The sequence below is a fragment of the Streptomyces sp. NPDC002851 genome, from assembly GCF_053591935.1.
In genome coordinates, this window is sequence record NZ_JBSFUT010000008.1 from 94,855 (window position 1) to 111,438 (window position 16,584).

12 protein-coding genes are annotated in these 16,584 nt (G+C 70.7%); 6 read left to right on the top strand and 6 right to left on the bottom strand.

Features of this window, described 5'->3' with window-relative positions:
• Window positions 1-7 precede the first annotated feature (7 nt).
• The 4 genes from ACWD10_RS11310 to ACWD10_RS11325 form a co-directional block, all read right to left on the bottom strand.
• Window positions 8-634, bottom strand: coding sequence for a histidine phosphatase family protein (locus tag ACWD10_RS11310; RefSeq protein ID WP_451089416.1), 627 nt, complete (start codon window positions 632-634; stop codon window positions 8-10).
• On the bottom strand, window positions 631-2,154 hold the full coding sequence (locus tag ACWD10_RS11315; protein WP_451089418.1) for an FGGY-family carbohydrate kinase: 1,524 nt from the start codon (window positions 2,152-2,154) through the stop codon (window positions 631-633). The genes ACWD10_RS11310 and ACWD10_RS11315 overlap by 4 nt, the downstream gene beginning before the upstream one ends.
• A complete protein-coding gene (locus tag ACWD10_RS11320) occupies window positions 2,147-3,673 on the bottom strand; it encodes an FGGY family carbohydrate kinase (protein ID WP_451089420.1) in 1,527 nt (508 codons plus the stop codon). The genes ACWD10_RS11315 and ACWD10_RS11320 overlap by 8 nt, the downstream gene beginning before the upstream one ends.
• 304 nt (window positions 3,674-3,977) lie before the next feature.
• Window positions 3,978-4,760 carry a DeoR/GlpR family DNA-binding transcription regulator gene (locus tag ACWD10_RS11325; RefSeq protein WP_451089422.1) on the bottom strand — a complete coding sequence of 261 codons (783 nt, stop codon included), beginning with the start codon at window positions 4,758-4,760 and terminating at the stop codon, window positions 3,978-3,980.
• A 290-nt stretch (window positions 4,761-5,050) separates the two neighbouring features.
• Here ACWD10_RS11325 and ACWD10_RS11330 point away from each other — a divergent pair, with 290 nt between their 5' ends.
• On the top strand, window positions 5,051-6,424 hold the full coding sequence (locus tag ACWD10_RS11330; protein ID WP_451089424.1) for an MFS transporter: 1,374 nt from the start codon (window positions 5,051-5,053) through the stop codon (window positions 6,422-6,424).
• Between the two features lie 118 nt (window positions 6,425-6,542).
• On the opposite strand, the gene ACWD10_RS11335 is transcribed toward ACWD10_RS11330, so the two are convergent.
• Window positions 6,543-7,223, bottom strand: coding sequence for an NAD(P)H oxidoreductase (locus ACWD10_RS11335; protein ID WP_451089426.1), 681 nt, complete (start codon window positions 7,221-7,223; stop codon window positions 6,543-6,545).
• Window positions 7,224-7,339: 116 nt separating this feature from the next.
• Here ACWD10_RS11335 and ACWD10_RS11340 point away from each other — a divergent pair, with 116 nt between their 5' ends.
• Window positions 7,340-8,269 (top strand): AraC family transcriptional regulator, encoded by a 930-nt coding sequence (locus ACWD10_RS11340; protein WP_451089428.1) that lies wholly within the window; start codon window positions 7,340-7,342, stop codon window positions 8,267-8,269.
• A 169-nt stretch (window positions 8,270-8,438) separates the two neighbouring features.
• Window positions 8,439-9,869 carry an amidohydrolase family protein gene (locus ACWD10_RS11345; RefSeq protein ID WP_451089430.1) on the top strand — a complete coding sequence of 477 codons (1,431 nt, stop codon included), beginning with the start codon at window positions 8,439-8,441 and terminating at the stop codon, window positions 9,867-9,869.
• Window positions 9,870-9,906: 37 nt separating this feature from the next.
• On the opposite strand, the gene ACWD10_RS11350 is transcribed toward ACWD10_RS11345, so the two are convergent.
• A complete protein-coding gene (locus ACWD10_RS11350; protein WP_451089432.1) occupies window positions 9,907-10,890 on the bottom strand; it encodes an NAD(P)-dependent oxidoreductase in 984 nt (327 codons plus the stop codon).
• A 75-nt stretch (window positions 10,891-10,965) separates the two neighbouring features.
• Here ACWD10_RS11350 and ACWD10_RS11355 point away from each other — a divergent pair, with 75 nt between their 5' ends.
• From ACWD10_RS11355 to ACWD10_RS11365, 3 genes are all read left to right on the top strand, one after another.
• Window positions 10,966-14,613: a BTAD domain-containing putative transcriptional regulator gene (locus ACWD10_RS11355; protein WP_451089434.1), complete on the top strand. Its 3,648-nt coding sequence runs from the start codon at window positions 10,966-10,968 to the stop codon at window positions 14,611-14,613.
• Window positions 14,614-14,808: 195 nt separating this feature from the next.
• Entirely contained in the window at window positions 14,809-15,306 is a 498-nt protein-coding gene (locus tag ACWD10_RS11360; protein ID WP_451089436.1) for a cupin domain-containing protein, read from the top strand.
• A gap of 220 nt (window positions 15,307-15,526) precedes the next feature.
• The gene (locus tag ACWD10_RS11365; protein ID WP_451089438.1) at window positions 15,527-16,570 is read left to right on the top strand and encodes a nucleoside hydrolase; all 1,044 of its coding nucleotides are present in this window, start codon (window positions 15,527-15,529) and stop codon (window positions 16,568-16,570) included.
• Window positions 16,571-16,584: the final 14 nt, after the last annotated feature.

Genomic DNA, 16,584 nt, shown 5'->3' on the forward strand with positions numbered 1-16,584 from the left:
GGCGTGGTCAGCGCAGTGCCGGTGACGCCGCGGGGACGGGGGCGTTGAGGCGCAGGAGGGCGGCGTGCCCTTCGGCGAGGCGGACTTCGGTGAGTGCGCCGTTGTGCAGCTCAGGGAAGACCTGCCGGTAGTTGGCCAGGGGGATGCCAAGGAGGTGGCAGATCGTCAGGCGCAGCAGGGTGGAGTGGGCGACGACCAGGACGGTGCCCAGCTGGTGGTCGTGTGCGATGTCGTGCAGGCAGGCCGAGGCGCGTTCGGCGGCCTGGCGGGGGTCCTCTCCGCCGGGGAGGTGGTTGCGGACGGGGTCGGTGAGGAACGCTTCGAGCTGGTCGGGGAACTGCTCGCGCATCTCGGACCGGGTGAGCCCTTCGCCCGCGCCGAAGTCGACCTCCGTAAGCCGCGGGTCGGTGCGCAGGTCCAGGTTGCAGGCCTGCGCGGCGGGTGCCGCGGTGAGGCGGGCGCGGGAGAGCGGTGAGCTCCATACGGCGCTGAGGTCGGCGTCGGCGGCCCACGCGGCGAGGGCGGCGGACTGTTGGTGGCCGCGGTGGGTCAGGGCGACATCGGTCTGACCGGCGTAGCGGTTCTCCGCGTGCCAGATGGTTTCGCCGTGGCGTACGAGGATGAAGTCGGTCATGTGGTGGCCTTTCCGTGCGCGTGGTCGGCGACCGCGGGGTCGAGCCAACCGCGTTGCGTCAACTCCTTGACGAAGCCGAGGTAGAGGGGCGTGTACCGGGCGCTGCGTTCCGCGTCGGGGGTGAGCTGCCGGTCGATGCGGACCATGGCGGCCGCCGCCTGGTGGAGCGGGGCGCCGCTGGAGGTGGCGGCGAGCACGGCCATGCCGAGGGCGCTTTCGGCTTCCTTGGGCAGCAGGACGGGGCGGCCCATGACGTCGGCCCGCAGTTGGGACCAGTAGGGGTTGCGGGAGCCGCCGCCGGTGAGGGTGAGCGGTCCGTCGACGGGTGCGCCGAGATGGTCGAGGTAGTCGAAGCACAGCCGTTCCAGACATGCCACGCCCAGGAGGCAGGCGTGGAACTGCTCGGCCTGGCCGACTGGGTCGCCCAGGATGAAGGGGCGGGCCTCAGGGGCGCGGAAGGGGAAGCGCTCGCCGCGGGAGACGAGCGGATAGGCGATGGCGTCGCTGCCGCGGGAGGCGGCGCGCGAGGCGGCGTGGGCGGCGGCCCGGGCCGTGAGGTCGTTCAGATCGGCGCCCGGGAAGCGTTGGGTGAGGATGCCCGCTCCACTGCTGGAGGCGCCGCCGGGCAGCCACATGTCGTCGGGGCCGCGGTGGCAGTAGACGACGCCTTGGGGGTCCTGCACCAGGTGGGGGCTGACGCCCTTGAGGACCAGGGTGGTCCCGAGCACCGAGTTCCACGCACCCGGTGTCAGGGCACCGGCGCTGATCTGCGCGGCGCAGCCGTCGGTCATGCCCGCGATGATCGGGGTGCCTTCGGGGATGCCGGTGTCCTGTGTGGCGGCCGCGCAGACCGCGCCCAGGGTGGTGCCGGGCCGGACGACCGGTGGCAGCAGGCCAGTTGGTACGTCGAGGGAGGTGAGGATCTCGTCGGGCCAGCGTTCCTCGATGAGGTGGTAGCCGCTCTTGAGGGCGTGGCTCGCATCGGCGGCCACCTGCTCTCCGGCAAGGCGCCAGGTGATCAGGTCGGCCTGGTGCAGGAGGCGGACCCCGGATGCGGCGCCGGACGTAGCACCGGCGGCGGAGTGCTCAAGGAGCCACAGGAGCTTCGGCAGCGCCCATGTGGGTTGCATGCTGCGGTAGCCGAGCTGCTGCCACAGGGCGGAGCCCGCCGCGTTGACGCGCTGCGCCTGGGTAGTGGCGCGGCTGTCGTCGTACATGATCGCGGGGGTGAGCGGCGTCCCCGCGGCATCGGCGAGAAGGATCGTGCCGGAGGTGGCGTCCACGGCCAGGCCGCGTACGTCCTTGGGGTCGACGGCGGTCATCACCTCGCGGCATGCCTCGGCGAGTGCGGACCACCACTGCCGCGGGTCCTGTTCGTGCCGGTCGCCGTCCCGGCTGCTGCTCAGCGGCCGGGTCGCCGCGGCGAGGACCTGCCCCTCACTGTCGACAGCGACGCACCGTGTGCTTTGGGTGCCCAGGTCGAGCCCGAGCCAGATGTCCTCACGTACCAGCTCAGACATGGGACACCTCCTGCTTGGCGGTGGGCGCGGTGGCGGTGGGCGTGCTGGTGGTCGGCTGCCAGCCGGCGCGCCGGGCCATGGAACGCCAGGTGAGGAAGTCCTCGTACCGGGCGGCGTAGAGGGCGGCGCGCGCCGGGTCGGGCTCCCAGGCCGACCTCATCCGCACGTAGTTGGCTGCCGCGCTGTGCATGCTGGATTCGGCTCCGGTCAGCACAAGGCCGGTGACGAAGGCGCCCTTGGCGCCGACCTCGGTGTCGGTGGACCGGGCCGTCGGCACGCCGGTGACATCCGCGATCAGCTGGCACCACGCGTCGCTGTTGGCGCCGCCGCCGCAGAGTCTGAGTTCGGTGATGTCGCTGCGGGAGGCGGCCAGGGAATCGCGCACCGCCAGGGACAGTCCTTCGAAAACGGCCCGTGCCACATCGCCCCGGTCGTGCTCCAGGGTCAGCCCCCACAGCGTGCCCCGGGCACGAGGGTCGAGGAAGGGGGCCCGCTCACCGGCCGGGGACAGATACGGCAGGAAGGCCAAGCCATGTGCGCCGGGCTCGGCGGTGAACGCAAGCGCGGCCAGTTCCGGCGGGCCGTCAAGGCCGAGCGTGGCGGCCGCCCAGCTGAGTACCTCGGTGCCGGAGAGGGTGGGGAAGGCTCGCAGGACACGCTCCCGGCCCCGGTAGGCGATGTTGATGCCGCACGGTTCGCCCGTGGCGTCCACGCTCTTGCGGACGATTTCGGTACACAGCGTCGTGCCCAGAATGCTGCAGGCCTGGCCCGGATTGACCGCCCCGACCCCCCGAGCGGTCGCGGCGATGTCGTACGGCGCCATGACCACCGAAAGTCCCGGCTCAAGCCCCAACTGCCCGGCCGCCTCCGGCGTGATCTCGGCGACCCGCTCCTGTTCACTCAGCACCTTGGGCAGCAGCCGCTCGGCCCACGACAGGCCGAACATCTCCACGATCTTCGGGTCGTAGGTGCCGGTGGAGTGATCGAGGAACGGCGCCGACGCGTCCGATTCGTCGACGGCCAGCTGCCCGGTCATGCGCGAGAACACCCAGCCGGCGGCCGTCAGCGACGCCGCGGAGCGCTCAAGCCGCTCAGGGTCGTGCTCGGCGAGCCAGGACCAGATCGCATTGGGCATCCCGGTACACGTCAGGGACCCGTTGCGGCGAAAGGCCGCCTCGAGAACACCATCCTTGGCCCAGCGCTCCACGATGGCGGCGGCGCGTCCGTCGGACCACAGCACGGCGGGGCCGGTCGGACGCCCTTGCCCGTCGACCAGCCAGCACCCGTCGCCCTGAGCGGTGAAGGAGACCAGGCGCACCGGATCGCGCAGCTCCGAGAGCACGCTGCGGACGGTGAAGACAATGGCGTTCCACACCGTGTCCATGTCCTGCTCGGCCCAGCCGGGCTGCGGACGGTCGACCACCGTGGCCAGACGGGACACCGCGATCTCGGTGCCCTGATCGTCGAAGACCACCGCCTTGATCATCGACGTGCCGACGTCAACGGTCAGAATCGACATGACTTCCATCCTTCGCCCAGGTTCCACCGCGCACATGTCGCGGTGGAACGCCCATCCGGCAGCCTCCGCGGAGGCGAGATACGGGGCCGTGGCCAGGTGATGGCGCGTTGCCGATGTCGGCCCCACTCACGAGCCAACGCCTTCGGCAAAGCGGGGGTCAACACCTGCCGCGGCGTTCTCACGACGTGCCGTGCACGCCACGTGAAGACACCGCCCGGCCCCCGAGCGAGCGGGGCCCGTATCCACCTCACGCCGAGTGAAAACCGTGTGATGTTCACGCGGGACATTGGCTGGACCGGCGCCGTCAGTGGTGGCGGCCCACCACTTTGAGCGTCACGCCCAGGTCCCGGATACGGCGCTGTTCCTGCGGCGGCAGGCCACTGTCCACGAGGACGACGTCGAAGTCCGTCAGCGGCGCAAGGGCGTGCAGTCCCTCTCGGGTGAACTTCGTGTGATCGGCGAGGAGTACGCGCTGGGACGCGGACTCGAGCAGCGCCCGCTTGACGTGGACGGTCTCCTGCGACTGGTGGTAACAGCGCCCCTTGGTGATCGCCGTGGTCGACATGAACAGCACATCGGCCCGATAGGAGGCCGCGGCCTCAGCCGTACGGAGACCGAGAAAGGCGTCGTAGGCGGGAAAGTAGGTGCCGCCGAGCACCACCAGGCTGATACCCGGCTCGCCCGCCAACAGTTTGACGGCGGGCAGGAAATTGGTGATCACCGTGAGAGGGGTGCGCTGGCCGAGCCGCTCCGCCAAGTGCAGGCACGTCGTGCTGTCGTCCAGCATGAGCGTCTGGCCCGGTGCGATGAGGTTCACCGCCGCATCGGCCAATTGCCTCTTGGTCTCGGCCATGGCCGCGATGCGCTCGTGCACGTCGCCGTGGAACACCGTGGAAGACAGCGCGGTGGCACCGCCGCGGACCTTGCGCAGCCACCCCTGAGACTGCAACGCATCGAGATCGCGGTGGATGGTCATCACACTGACCCCGAACTGGCCTGCCAGGTCCGCGGCCCGCACGAACCCCTCAGCAGCGATCCGGTCCCGGATCAGCTGCCTGCGCTCACCCTGCGCGTCGGTCCGGTCCACCCGACCCGACCCCCGGGACTGAGCTTCTTCCATGAGCACTGCCTCACTTCACACCCGTGTGATATTTAACGCAGATTAAACATGCGTTGCCCGGCGACCTACGCACCGGCCCGGCTCCTTCGTCCCGCATTCACCGCCGTTTAACTCGATCTTGGACGACGTTGACGTGGTGTTCCCCGGATGCGTTGCCCGTACGTGAGCTGCGGGTCTTTGCTCATCACACCCCGCCCAGCCGACCAGCGACGTCGGCGAGGGAACCGGAAATCCCACACAGGCAAGGGTGTGTCCCCATGACAAGCTCCCCCGCACCGTCCGCGAGAGCCGCCACGCAGCAGTCTCCCCGGCTCCTTGAGCGGCTCGGCATCCCCAGGCCGCTCACCTGGGGCTTCCTCGGTGTGCTCATCTTCATGATCGGTGACGGTGTCGAAGCCGGCTACCTGTCCCCGTACCTCCTCGACGAGGGCGTCCCCAAGGAATGGGTCGCCATGATCTTCACCGCCTACGGCATCGCCGCCAGTATCGCCGCATGGCTCTCGGGCGCCCTGTCCGAACTGTGGGGCCCACGCCGCGTGATGTGGACGGGCCTGGGCATCTGGGCCGCCCTCCACGCGCTGTTCCTGACCGTAGCCGTCCCCAGCGGCGACCCGCTCATCCTCCTGCTCAGCTACGGCCTGCGCGGCTTCGGCTATCCGCTGTTCGCCTTCGGGTTCCTGGTGTGGATCGCCGCCTCCACCCCCAAGGCGCGCCTGAGCAGCGCGGCCGGCTGGTTCTGGTTCGCCTTCACCGGCGGCCTGCCCACCCTCGGCTCGCTGCTCGCCAGTGGCCTGATTCCCCACATGGGCGCCTACAACACCCTGTGGGTGGCCCTCGGACTGGTCGCCACCGGCGGACTCATCACCTTGCTGTGCGTACGCGACACCACGGGCTCCCGCCGCCTGGCCCCACCCGGGGAACGCCCCGTGGCGACCCTCCTCGGCAGCATCACCATCCTGTGGCGCAAACCGCGCGTGGCCGTCGGAGCCGCCGTCCGCGTCATCAACACCGCACCGCAGTTCGGCTACTTGGTCTTCCTGCCCATCTTCTTCACGGAGACCATCGGCTTCACTCTCGAGCAGTGGCTGCGGCTGCTGACCGTGATGTTCACCGTCAACATCGGCTTCAATCTGCTCTTCGGCCTCCTTGGCGACAAGTTCGGCTGGCGCCGCACCGTCGCCTGGTTCGGCGGCATGGGCTGCACCGTCACCACGCTGCTGCTCTACTACGTCCCCACCATGGCAGGAGACAACTACGTCCTCGCGCTCCTGGTCGCCGGTCTCTACGGAGCAACGCTGGCGGGCTACGTGCCGCTCTCGGCACTCATGCCGTCCATGGCGCCCGAACACAAGGGCCAGGCCATGTCCGCCCTCAACCTCGGCGCCGGAGCCAGCGTCTTCACCGGCCCCGCGATCGTGGCGGTCTTCCTCGGGCCCCTCGGTGTCCAGGGCGTCATGTGGATCTTCGCCGCCCTGTACGCCGCCAGCGCCCTGATGACGCTCTTCCTGCGCCTGCCCGAGGAAGAGAGCCCCACCGCGTCACCGGCCCGACCGGCTCCACCGGCACAAGCCCACACCGACGCCGACACCGACACCGACGCCTCGGCGCACTCTCCCGCACCCACCACCTGACGGAGACGTTCGAACCCCTGCTGTTCTCGCTGAAACGCACGAGACGGGGCAACAGCCGCAGCACGGGCGGCTGTTGCCCCGTCCTCAGATCGTGGCCCTGGTGTGGCTGCCGGGCCCCTCAGGCCGCCACCAGTTCCGCCGCGAGGAACCCTTCCACGGCCTTCCTCGCACGACGGTCGAACTCGGCGTACTGCGCCTCTCGTTCGGCTCCCGCGACCGCGTCGCCGACCAGCAGATTGCCCTCGGCATCGATACGCTGCGGGCGCTCCTCGGCGTCGGGGAGCAGGGCGACGGAAGAGTAGGAGAATCCGCAGTAGTAGGCGATTCCCTCGCTCAAGTTGGTCTCAAGGACGGCCCGCATTCCCTCCGTCATGGGATCGTCGGAGGTGGCACCGGCCAGGCCCAGCCACAGCATGCGCTTGCCCGACAAGCGGGGCTTGCTGCGGCCGTAGGCGAATCCGTAGTTCCACACGCGATCGATCCAGCCCTTGAGGAGGGCGGGCACGCTCTGCCAGTACACGGGGAACACGGCGACGACGACATCGGCATCGAGAACGCGCTGCATATGGGCCTGGACTTCGTCCGAGTACGGCTTCTCCCGGTTGCCCCAGTCAGGTTGGTCGGCCACGTTCATCCGCGGGTCGAACCCTTCGGCGTGCAGGTCGAGCAGGTCGACGCGGTATCCGGCGGCCTCGAGTTGCGCGGTGGTACGGCGGGCGGTGTGCGCGGTGAGGGAATCGGTCCGGTGGTGTGCGGTGACCACAAGGGCGGTCCTGGCTGCGCTGCTGGGGTGCGACATGGATTCTTCTCCTGGCTGGTCCCGGTCAGTTGGACCAGTCCAGTACAGCCGTGATCAAGTAGATGATCCATGGGAGAAACGCTCCGCTGCATAGGAGTTCGTCTACGATGGCGCCCGTGGATCCCTTGAGTTCTCTGCTCAGCGGCATCCGGGCCGAAGGCTCGGTCGTCAGCTACGCCGTCCTTGAAGCGCCCTGGACCATCCGCTTCGCCGACGGCGCACCGCTCACCATGGTCAGCGTGCTGCGGGGCGGTGGCACCCTGCTGCTGCCCGACGGCGCCGAGCAGGCGGTCGGCGTCGGCGATACGGCCATCGTGCGCGGCCCCGAGCCGTTCCACCTCGCGGACCGGCCGGCCACCCTCAACCGCCCCCATGTCGAGTACGAAATCGCGTGCTTCACAGAGGATGTCGAGTGCACCGGCCAGGAGCTCGGCGGCATCCGCTGGGGCAGCGGTCCGGACGGAGCTACCGCACTGATCGTGGGCGCCTACCGCGCCTCGGGCCACCGCCATGAACGGCTGCTCCGCGCCTTGCCACCCGTGCTGGTGGTCAACGAGGACACCGAGGTCTGCGCCTGGCTGGAGACGGCCGCCGCCGACGCCGCCCTGCGCTCGGCCGGTTCGCAGGCCCTGATGGACCGGCTCCTGGACTGGGGCCTGGTGTGCACGCTGCGCACCTGGTTCGACCAGGCGGGCTCGGACGCCCCCGGCTGGTATCGCGGCCTGGCCGACCCGATCCTCGCCCCCGCCCTCCATGCCTTCCACGCCCGGCCCGCCAAGGGGTGGACGGTAGCGGCGCTCGCCGCCGAATCCGGTGTCTCCCGGGCGCTCTTCGCCAAACGCTTCACCGAGGTGATGGGCCGCCCGCCGCTGACCTACCTCACCGAATGCCGCATGGACGAGGCCGAGGCACTCCTGTCCGACACCGACCTCGCCATCGCCCAGATCGCCAAGTCCGTCGGCTACGCAGATGCCTTCGGCTTCAGTGCCGCCTTCAAACGCCACCGGGGCCTGAGCCCCAGCGTCTTCCGCGCCGCGGCGGCCTGACGTCCCACACGCGCACCGCACGGGAAGTAGATCTTGAGCATGAGATCATCTTGATGCGTGGCGCGTGGATCTCACGAACGCACCGCGATAGGGACGAAGCGGGCAGTTGATCGATCATGGGCTGAATGTGGTCTGCCGACGGCGGGGCACCTGGCGGTACAACACGGCAATGACTCCGCAGAAATTCAGCTACCTCAGCCGTCGACGCGTCCTCGCCGGAGCCAGCGGCCTCTCCCTGGCCACACTTCCCGGAGCTGCCGCGGCCACAGGGGCGACAGCGGCCACGGGAGCGTCAGCGGCCTCGGTCGAAGGGCCGGGGCGGACCACCCTCCTCCGGGGCGCCGCGCTCGTCCTCACCATGGATCCACGGCTCGGCGACGGAGAGTTGGGCCTGGTCGAAGACGCCGACGTGCTGCTCCGGAACGGCACGATCGAAGGCGTCGGCAAGGACCTGCGGGCGCCGCAGGGCGCCCGGGTCCGGGACGTGTCCGGCCGGTTCGTGCTGCCGGGGTTCGTCGACATCCACAACCACCTGTGGCAGTCCAGCATCAGGGGCGGCTGCTCGGACCAGGACCTGGTCGGCTGGCTGAGGGCCTGCAACCAGGCGACGTTGCCGAAGATCGACGCCGAGGACATGTACGCCTTCGTCCACCTCTCCGCGCTCGACGCGCTCCAGGCGGGCGTGACCACCCTTGTCGACTGGGTGCACCCGATCCCGTACGCGACGAGCGAGCGCTATGTGCAGGCACTGGACGACGCGGGGCTGCGCTTCGTCTACGCCATGGCCACGTTCGAGGGCCAGGAGCAACAGGTCCGTACCGTCAAGGAGAAGCTCCTCGATCCGCTGCCGCTGGCCGCCGCCCAGGTGGCGGTGCATGCGCGGATGGCAGCCGTCGACGCGCTGCGCGCCTCCTGGAAACAGGCGCAGGATCTCGGCCTGATGCTCAACTCGCACGTTCTGGAGCACCGCACCGACCGCAACGACGAGCAGATCCGGGCCCTGCGCGAGATCGGCGCGTTCGGGCCCGGCCTGCTGATGAACCACTCGATCCACCTGAGCCGCGAGGAGATCGCGCTCGTCGGCGACCACGACGTGCGGGTCGCGCACTGTCCGCTGAGCAATATGCGTCTCGCCTCGGGTGTCATGCCCCTGCCGCAGCTGCACAAGGCCGGGGTCAAGTCGGGCCTGGGCCACGACGGCGGGACGAACGACACCTCCGACATGTTCGCCCTCATGAAGGCCGCCGTCGGCCTCCAGCGGGCCGTGCACGAGGACCCCGCGATCCACCCGACGCTCCCCGCCGTGCTGCGCATGGGCACGATGGGCGGCGCCGAGGCCATCGGCATGGCCGACCAGGTGGGCTCGCTGTCCCCCGGCAAGCGCGCCGACGTCCTCATCCTCGACCCGGGCACCCTCAACTTCGCGCCCCGCTTCGACTGGACAAGCCAGATCGTGCTCAACGGCCAGCCGCTCAACGTCACCGACGTGTACGTGGACGGCCGACTCCGCAAGACCGGCGGCGAGCTGGTCGGCGTGAACACCGAAGCCGTCGTCCACGCGGCGGAACGGGCCGCCGCACATCTGCGCACTGCTGCCTGACTCGCCCCGACTTTTCATTTTTGTCGTTTTTATCTTTTCAGGGCTTGTCCCGGAAAGTTTCGATGAGGCTGGCGTAACTGGTCCCCGCGTGGCCCATGTTGATGGTGCGTTCGGTCAGGGCCTGGATGCGGGCGGGCCAGTCGGTGTCGATGCCGGCGGCGGCGCTCTCGCGTACGAGATACTTCATGGTGGCCAGGTGGGTTTCCAGGGTGGCGTCGTCGGCGGGGTAGCTGCCGCGGTCGATCTGGGCGGCGTAGGCGTCGATGAAGCCGGTCACGCTGGTGAGCCACTGGGTGGCGAACGGGGCGAAGACGGTGGCGTCGACCTTGGCGGCGCCGAGCAGGGCGGCCGAGTGGAGGAAGGCGTTGAGGGTGCCCCACATGACGCCGAGCAGGGCCACGTCGTAGAGGGCGGCGAGGCCCGGGTCGGTGCCGAAGTAGGTGGCGGAGCCGAGGCGTTGGAGAGTGTCGCGGTGCCGTTCGAAGGGCTCCGTCGCGCCGCTGAACAGGAGGAACGCCTCGGGGCGGCCGATGACGTCGGGCGTTGCCATGATCGCGCCGTCGACGTAGGCGGTGTCCTCCCCTGCCCAGGTGGACAGGGCGCGGGCCTCCTCGGAGGTGCCTGAGGTGAGGTTGACGAGGGTGCGGCCGTTGAGGTCGGTGTGGTGGGGGGTGAGGGTGTCGCGTACGGCGGTGGCGTTGCTGAGGCAGACGACGATCAGCGGGCTTGCGCGCAGAGCTTCGGACAGCGTGTGGGCGCGGACGGCGCCGAGGTCGGCCAGGGCGTCGGCCTTGCCGGGGGTGCGGTTCCAGACGGTGGTGGGGTGGCCCGCTTCGAGGAAGGCGGTGGCCAGTGCTGTGCCCATCAGGCCCAGGCCCAGGACGGTGACGGGTTCCTTGGCCTTGGTGGTCCGGTTGTTATCCGCGGTGTTGGTTGCGGTATTGGCGGCAGTATTGGTCGCGGTGTTCTTCTGGGGATTGTTCGGGGTGCTGTTCGGGGTGCTGTTCTGTGGGGTTGTCATGGGGTGAGTGTGCTCGGGGTGGGTTCCGGTTGGGCTGCGGAAACGTTGTGGTCGGGCTATGGGTAACGTGGCCGGGTGCGTTTCAAAGTGCTGGGGCCCCTGGAGGTGTGGACGTCGGACGGGCGGGCCGTCCGGGTGCCCGAGGCGCGGATTCGTACGCTGCTGACCGTGCTGCTCGTGCACCGGGGCCGTGCCGTGCCGGTGGACCGGCTCATCGATGCACTGTGGGGCGACGCTCCTCCGGCCCATGACGTACGCACGCTGCGGTCCAAGGTGTCGCTGCTGCGGCGCGTACTTGAGGAGGCGGAGCCGGGCGGCCGCGAGCTGGTCGAGTCCCGGCGGCCGGGGTATCTGCTGCGGGTGGACGACGACGCGGTGGATGCCGGGAAGTTCGAGGCGCTGCTCGGCCGGGCGTCGGCGGCGGGCAGTGAACCGCGGGCCAGGGCCGGTCTGTTGGGCGAGGCCCTGGGGCTGTGGCGGGACGAGGTGGCGTTCGCGGACCACGCCGACGCGGAGTTCGTACGGGCCGAGGCGCAGCGGCTCGAGGAGCGGCGGCTTGTGGCGGTGGAGGAGCGGGCGGAGGCTCGGCTCGAGCTCGGTGAACATGCCGTCGTCGCGGGTGAGTTGGGGGCGTGGGTGGCCACACATCCGTTGCGGGAGCGACTGCGGGCCGCGCAGGTGCGGGCGCTGTATCTGGCCGGGCGGCAGGACGAGGCGCTGGCGAGTCTGGGCGAGGTGCGGACGCGGCTGCGCGACGAGCTCGGTGTGGATCCGGGGCGTGAGCTGGCCGCGCTGCACGAGGCGATTCTGCGGCAGGACGGCGCTCTGGTGCCCGCACCGCGGCGGCACCGCCGCAATCCGCCGACGTCCGGGCCTCATCGGCGCGGCAACCTGCCCGCGCAGCTGACCGAGCTGGTCGGGCGTGCGCGTCAGGCGCGGCAGATCGGCGCGCTGCTGGCGTCGGAGCGGTTGGTGACGTTGACGGGAACGGGCGGGGTCGGCAAGACGCGGCTCGCGCTGGAGGCGGCGGCGGGCCGTGCCGGGGACTTCGCGGACGGGGTCTGGTTGGTGGAGCTCGCTTCGGCCGGTACCGGTGCGGAGGTACGCGAGGCGGTCGCGGCGGTGCTCGGGCTGCGCGAAGAGCTGCGCGCACCGGAACGCTCGGTGCCCGGACGGCTCGCCGACGCACTGGCGGACCGAAACATGCTGCTCGTCCTGGACAACTGCGAGCATGTCGTCGAGCCGGTGGCGGAGCTTGCGGCGGGGCTGCTGCGGACCGCGCCCGGACTGCGGGTGCTCGCCACCAGCCAGGAGCCGCTCGCGGTCATCGGTGAACGCCTCTGGCCCGTGGCGCCGTTGGGGCTGCCGGGGCCGGACGCGGGCCGGTTCGGGGAGTCGGGCACCGACCGGTTCCGAGAGTCAGATCCCGACCGGTTCCAAGAGCCGGAAACCAACCGGGTCCGACAGTCAGATCCCGACCGATTCCAAGAGCCGGAAACCGACCGATTCCAAGAGCCGGAAGCCGACCGGTTCCGAGAGTCGGAGCTCGACCGGTTCGGGGAGTCGGACGCGGTGCGGCTCTTCGTGGCGCGGGCCACGGCCGCCGACCCCGCCTTCCGGTTCGGGCCGGACAACGCGGCGGCCGTCGCCACGATCTGCCGCCGCCTGGACGGCATTCCGCTCGCTCTGGAGATGGCCGCGGCTCGGGTGCGGGTCATGCCGGTGGCCGAGCTGGCCGAGCGGCTCGACGACCGGTTCCGGGTGCTGACCGCGACGCTGCGGGGCGCGCCGTCACGGCAGCGCACGCTGCGCGCGGCGCTCGACTGGAGCTGGGGGCTGCTCGGCGAGGCGGAGCAGGTGGTGCTGCGCCGCCTGGCCGTCTTCGCCGACGGCTGCACGCTGGCGGCCGCGGAGGCGGTGTGTGCCGGTGGGCGGGTGCGGCGCAAGGAGGTGCTCGAGATGCTCGGGCGCCTGGTCGACCGGTCCTTGGTGGGTCAACGGGAGGGCCGTTACCGGCTGTTGGAGACCGTGGCGGCCTACGGTGCGGAACGGCTCGCCGAGGCCGGGGACGCCGATGGGGTGGAGGAGCGGCTCACCCGGGAGCGTCATCTCGCCTATTACGTCGAGGTCGTGGAGCGGGCCGAGGAGCGACTGCGGGGGCCCGAGCAGCGGGTATGGCTGGGGCGCCTTGACGCCGAGGCAGCCAACGTACGGGGGGCGCTCGCGTATGCCGTACGGCGTGAGGACGCCGGGTCGGCGCTGCGGCTGGTGAACGGACTCGCCTGGTTCTGGTTTCTGCGCGGCCGGTTCGCCGAGGCGCGGCGCTCGCTCGACCTGGCGCTCGCGGTGGGCGGCGCGCCCGGGCGGGGCAGGGCTGCGGCGCGGTCCTGGCGGGCGGGCATGTCGCTGATGCTGTTCGATACGCGTGAGCCCGGCGGTGAGCTTGGCGGTGGGCCCGGCGGTTCCCCGGGTGGTGGGCCTGGCGGTTCCCCGGGTGGTGGGCACGGCCGTTCCCCAAGTGACGGGCCCGTCGGTTCCCCGGGTGGTGAGGCCAGTGATTCCCAGGACGGCGAGGCCGGTGGTGCCGGTGGTGCCGGTGGTGCCCGAGACGGCGAGGCCGTGTTGGCGGCATACGACGACGGTGTCAAGGATCCGGCGGGGCGGGCGCGGGCACGGTGGTTCGTCGCGTTGGGCAGGACCGGGTTCGGGGATGCCGCGGTGACGTACGGCCTGGCCGATCGGGCGTACGCCGACTTCGACGCGCTCGGGGATCGCTGGGGTGCCGCGGCGGCGCTCGCGGTCCGTGCCGAGGTGCTGCTGTACCAGGGCGAGCAGGTCCGGGCAGGCGCGGATGCCCGGCGCGCCCGGGAGCTGTTCGGCGAACTGGGCGACGGGTGGGGGCAGTTGCAGGCCGCCTGCACGCTCGGGGATCTGGCGGAGGCGGCCGGTGACTACCGTACGGCGCAGCGCCTGCGGCAGGAGGGGCACCGGCTCGCCACCGAGCTCGAGCTGTGGCACGACGCGGCCAAGATGCTGGCCCGCCTGGGCCGCACCGCGCTGATCATGGGGGATCTGGAGCGCGCCGAGGAGCTCCACGAACGGGCCAGGCAGCTTGCCGTGGCGCACGGCTATCGACGCGGCGAGGAGTTCGCCGAGGTGGGCCTGGGCCTGGTGGCCCGGCGCCGAGGCAGGTTCGAGGTGGCCGAGCGGCATCTGCTCGCCTGGCTCGACTGGTGCCGCCGGTGGGAGGGCGATCACGGGGTGGCGTTCATCCTCGCCGAGCTCGGCTTCATCGCCGAGCAGCGCGGGGACGGCGAGGCCGCCCGGGAACTGCACCGGGAGGGTCTTGTGCACGCCCGTCGTACCGGGGATCCGCGGGCGCTCGCGCTGGCCTTCGAGGGCCTGGCCGGGGCTGAGGCACTGGCGGGGGATCTCGAGAGGGCGGCCTACCTGCTCGGCGCGGCCGCGGCGGCGCGTGTCTCGGCCGGGGTGCCGCTGCCGGCGGGCGAGCGCGGGGACGTCGACCGGATCGAGGCTGTGGTACGGGCCGGGCTGACTCCACAGGCGTACGAACGGACCTTCAGGAGTGGGTCGGCGCAGGGGAATCTCCGGGCGATCACGGACGTGCTCCCCGACGTCCGGCAGGCCCACGCATTACTCGAAAAGAACCCGGCGTTCGAGCCAGATGTATGCGCGCCAGACGTAAGCGAGTCAGATGTATGAAACCGGCTTCGGCTTCGTCCACGTGAAGGTGTGATCGTGGTTGAGGTCGTCCGGCTCGGTGTGAAGGAGCCTTCCCTGTCGCCGAGCAGGTCCAGGCCGCGACGCTGAAGCTCCCCGTAGGCCCCGGCCTCAGGGAAACATCCCACACAGGGATGGACATGACACACAGGCCGGCCTCTGGGGCACAATGCCCCCATGACAGGTGATCAGGCCCAGACACCCGTGGGCGGCCATCCGCTGCTGCGCCGCCCCGAGGACGGCGAACTCATCGATGTCGCCGGTGTCGCGCACTTCTTCCGGCTCACCGGCGAACACACGGGCGGGCACTTCGCCTTCGAGGAGTTCAGCCTCGCCCCCGGCACCATCGGCGCCAGACCACACGTGCACGAGGCACACGACGAGTACTTCTACGTTCTCGAGGGCGAGTTGACGCTCCACACCGGAGACGGCGAGGTGACGGCCGGCCCCGGGCATCTGCTCGCCGCCACCCGCGGCACCCCACACGGCTTCCGCAACGCGGGTACGGTCCCCGCACGCGCCCTGTGCCTCTACACCCCCGCCGGTTACGAGAACTACTTCCGAGACGTCCACGCCGCCGTGAGCGCCGGAGCCGAGGCGACCGACGTGCTCCTCGCCGAATTCCGCAGCCGCTACCGGACCAGCTCGCACCCGGTTCCCTCGGGCCGACCCTAGGACCGTTGCGGACTGCCGACCGGGCTTCCCGGACTGTTCGGTCCACATGACCTCTCCACCCGGTCCCGGTGTACGGGCATAGGGTTCCGGCATGTCCGGACTCCGGAGATGCCACCCTCCAGGTGTTCAGGGTCCGACAGCCGCTGTCCAACCAGTACTTGACGATGACCTTGACCCGCATCGTCCTGCGGAAGGCACTGTCCGAACGGAAGGCATCGCCATGAACCACTCCGGCACACCCGGCCGGGACCACGGGCCACGGCCACGGACACGGACGCCGATCGTGCTCGACGGCGACTACGGCATCGACGACGCACTGGCCCTGCTGTACCTGGCGGGCACCGGCACCACGGAGATCCGCGCGGTGGGCACCGTGCACGGCAACACCGATGCCGAACAGGCCGCGTACAACGCCCTGCACCTCCTCGACCTGGCCGGACTGCCCGACACCCCGGTCGCCGTCGGCGCCCGGCGTCCGATGGCACAGCCGGTGGCGTACAGCGACGCGGTGCACGGCAAGGACGGGATCGGTGGACAGGCGGTCCCACCGGTGCCAGGGCGTCGCCCGGTACCCGAATCGGCGGCCGAGCAGATCGTACGGATCGCGCGTGAGCACCCCGGCGAGTGCTCGCTCCTCGCCACCGGCCCGCTCACCAACCTGGGCCTGGCCCTGCTGCTCGAACCCCGGCTGCCCCGCCTGCTGCGGGAGGTCGTGGTGATGGGCGGCGCGGTCGTCGAGCCGGGCAATGTCACGCCCCTGGGCGAGGCGAACATCCGGCACGACCCGGAGGCCGCCGAGCTGGTCCTCACCGCCGGGTGGCCGCTCACCCTGGTGACCGTGGACGCGACGATGGGCACCTGGCTGACACCGCCGGAACTGGAGCGCATCGAGGCCGCCACGTCCCCTGCGGGCGTCTTCGTACGGGAAGCGCTGCGGCAGTACATCGGCTTCTACGGCGAGCGGTACGGCCGCCGAAGCTTCCCGCTGCACGACCCCACGGCCGCCGTCGTGCTCACCCACCCGCCCGTGGCGACACAGGTGCTGACCGGTCCCGTCCACGTCGAGCTGCGCGGGGAGCACACCCGCGGCGTGACGGTGGTCGACCGGCGGGGCAACGGGCTCGCCGGTACGTCCGACGAACCCGAGGTACAAACGGTCGTCGGCGTCGACCGCGAGCGCGTGGTCGGCGAGGTCCTGGACACGGTCCTCGGCACCCACGGAGAAGGACGGAGGACGCAGGACGCAGACGCTCCAGGAACGTAGTCGGTGACTGTTGC

Bases quoted from the DNA above. Each gene is read 5' to 3' on its own strand.
- ACWD10_RS11350 (WP_451089432.1), bottom strand. From the start codon at position 10,890: ATGACAACCCCACAGAACAGCACCCCGAACAGCACCCCGAACAATCCC.
- ACWD10_RS11315 (WP_451089418.1), bottom strand. From the start codon at position 2,154: ATGTCTGAGCTGGTACGTGAGGACATCTGGCTCGGGCTCGACCTGGGC.
- ACWD10_RS11345 (WP_451089430.1), top strand. From the start codon at position 8,439: ATGACTCCGCAGAAATTCAGCTACCTCAGCCGTCGACGCGTCCTCGCC.
- ACWD10_RS11320 (WP_451089420.1), bottom strand. From the start codon at position 3,673: ATGTCGATTCTGACCGTTGACGTCGGCACGTCGATGATCAAGGCGGTG.
- ACWD10_RS11330 (WP_451089424.1), top strand. From the start codon at position 5,051: ATGACAAGCTCCCCCGCACCGTCCGCGAGAGCCGCCACGCAGCAGTCT.
- ACWD10_RS11365 (WP_451089438.1), top strand. From the start codon at position 15,527: ATGAACCACTCCGGCACACCCGGCCGGGACCACGGGCCACGGCCACGG.
- ACWD10_RS11310 (WP_451089416.1), bottom strand. From the start codon at position 634: ATGACCGACTTCATCCTCGTACGCCACGGCGAAACCATCTGGCACGCG.
- ACWD10_RS11335 (WP_451089426.1), bottom strand. From the start codon at position 7,223: ATGTCGCACCCCAGCAGCGCAGCCAGGACCGCCCTTGTGGTCACCGCA.
- ACWD10_RS11360 (WP_451089436.1), top strand. From the start codon at position 14,809: ATGACAGGTGATCAGGCCCAGACACCCGTGGGCGGCCATCCGCTGCTG.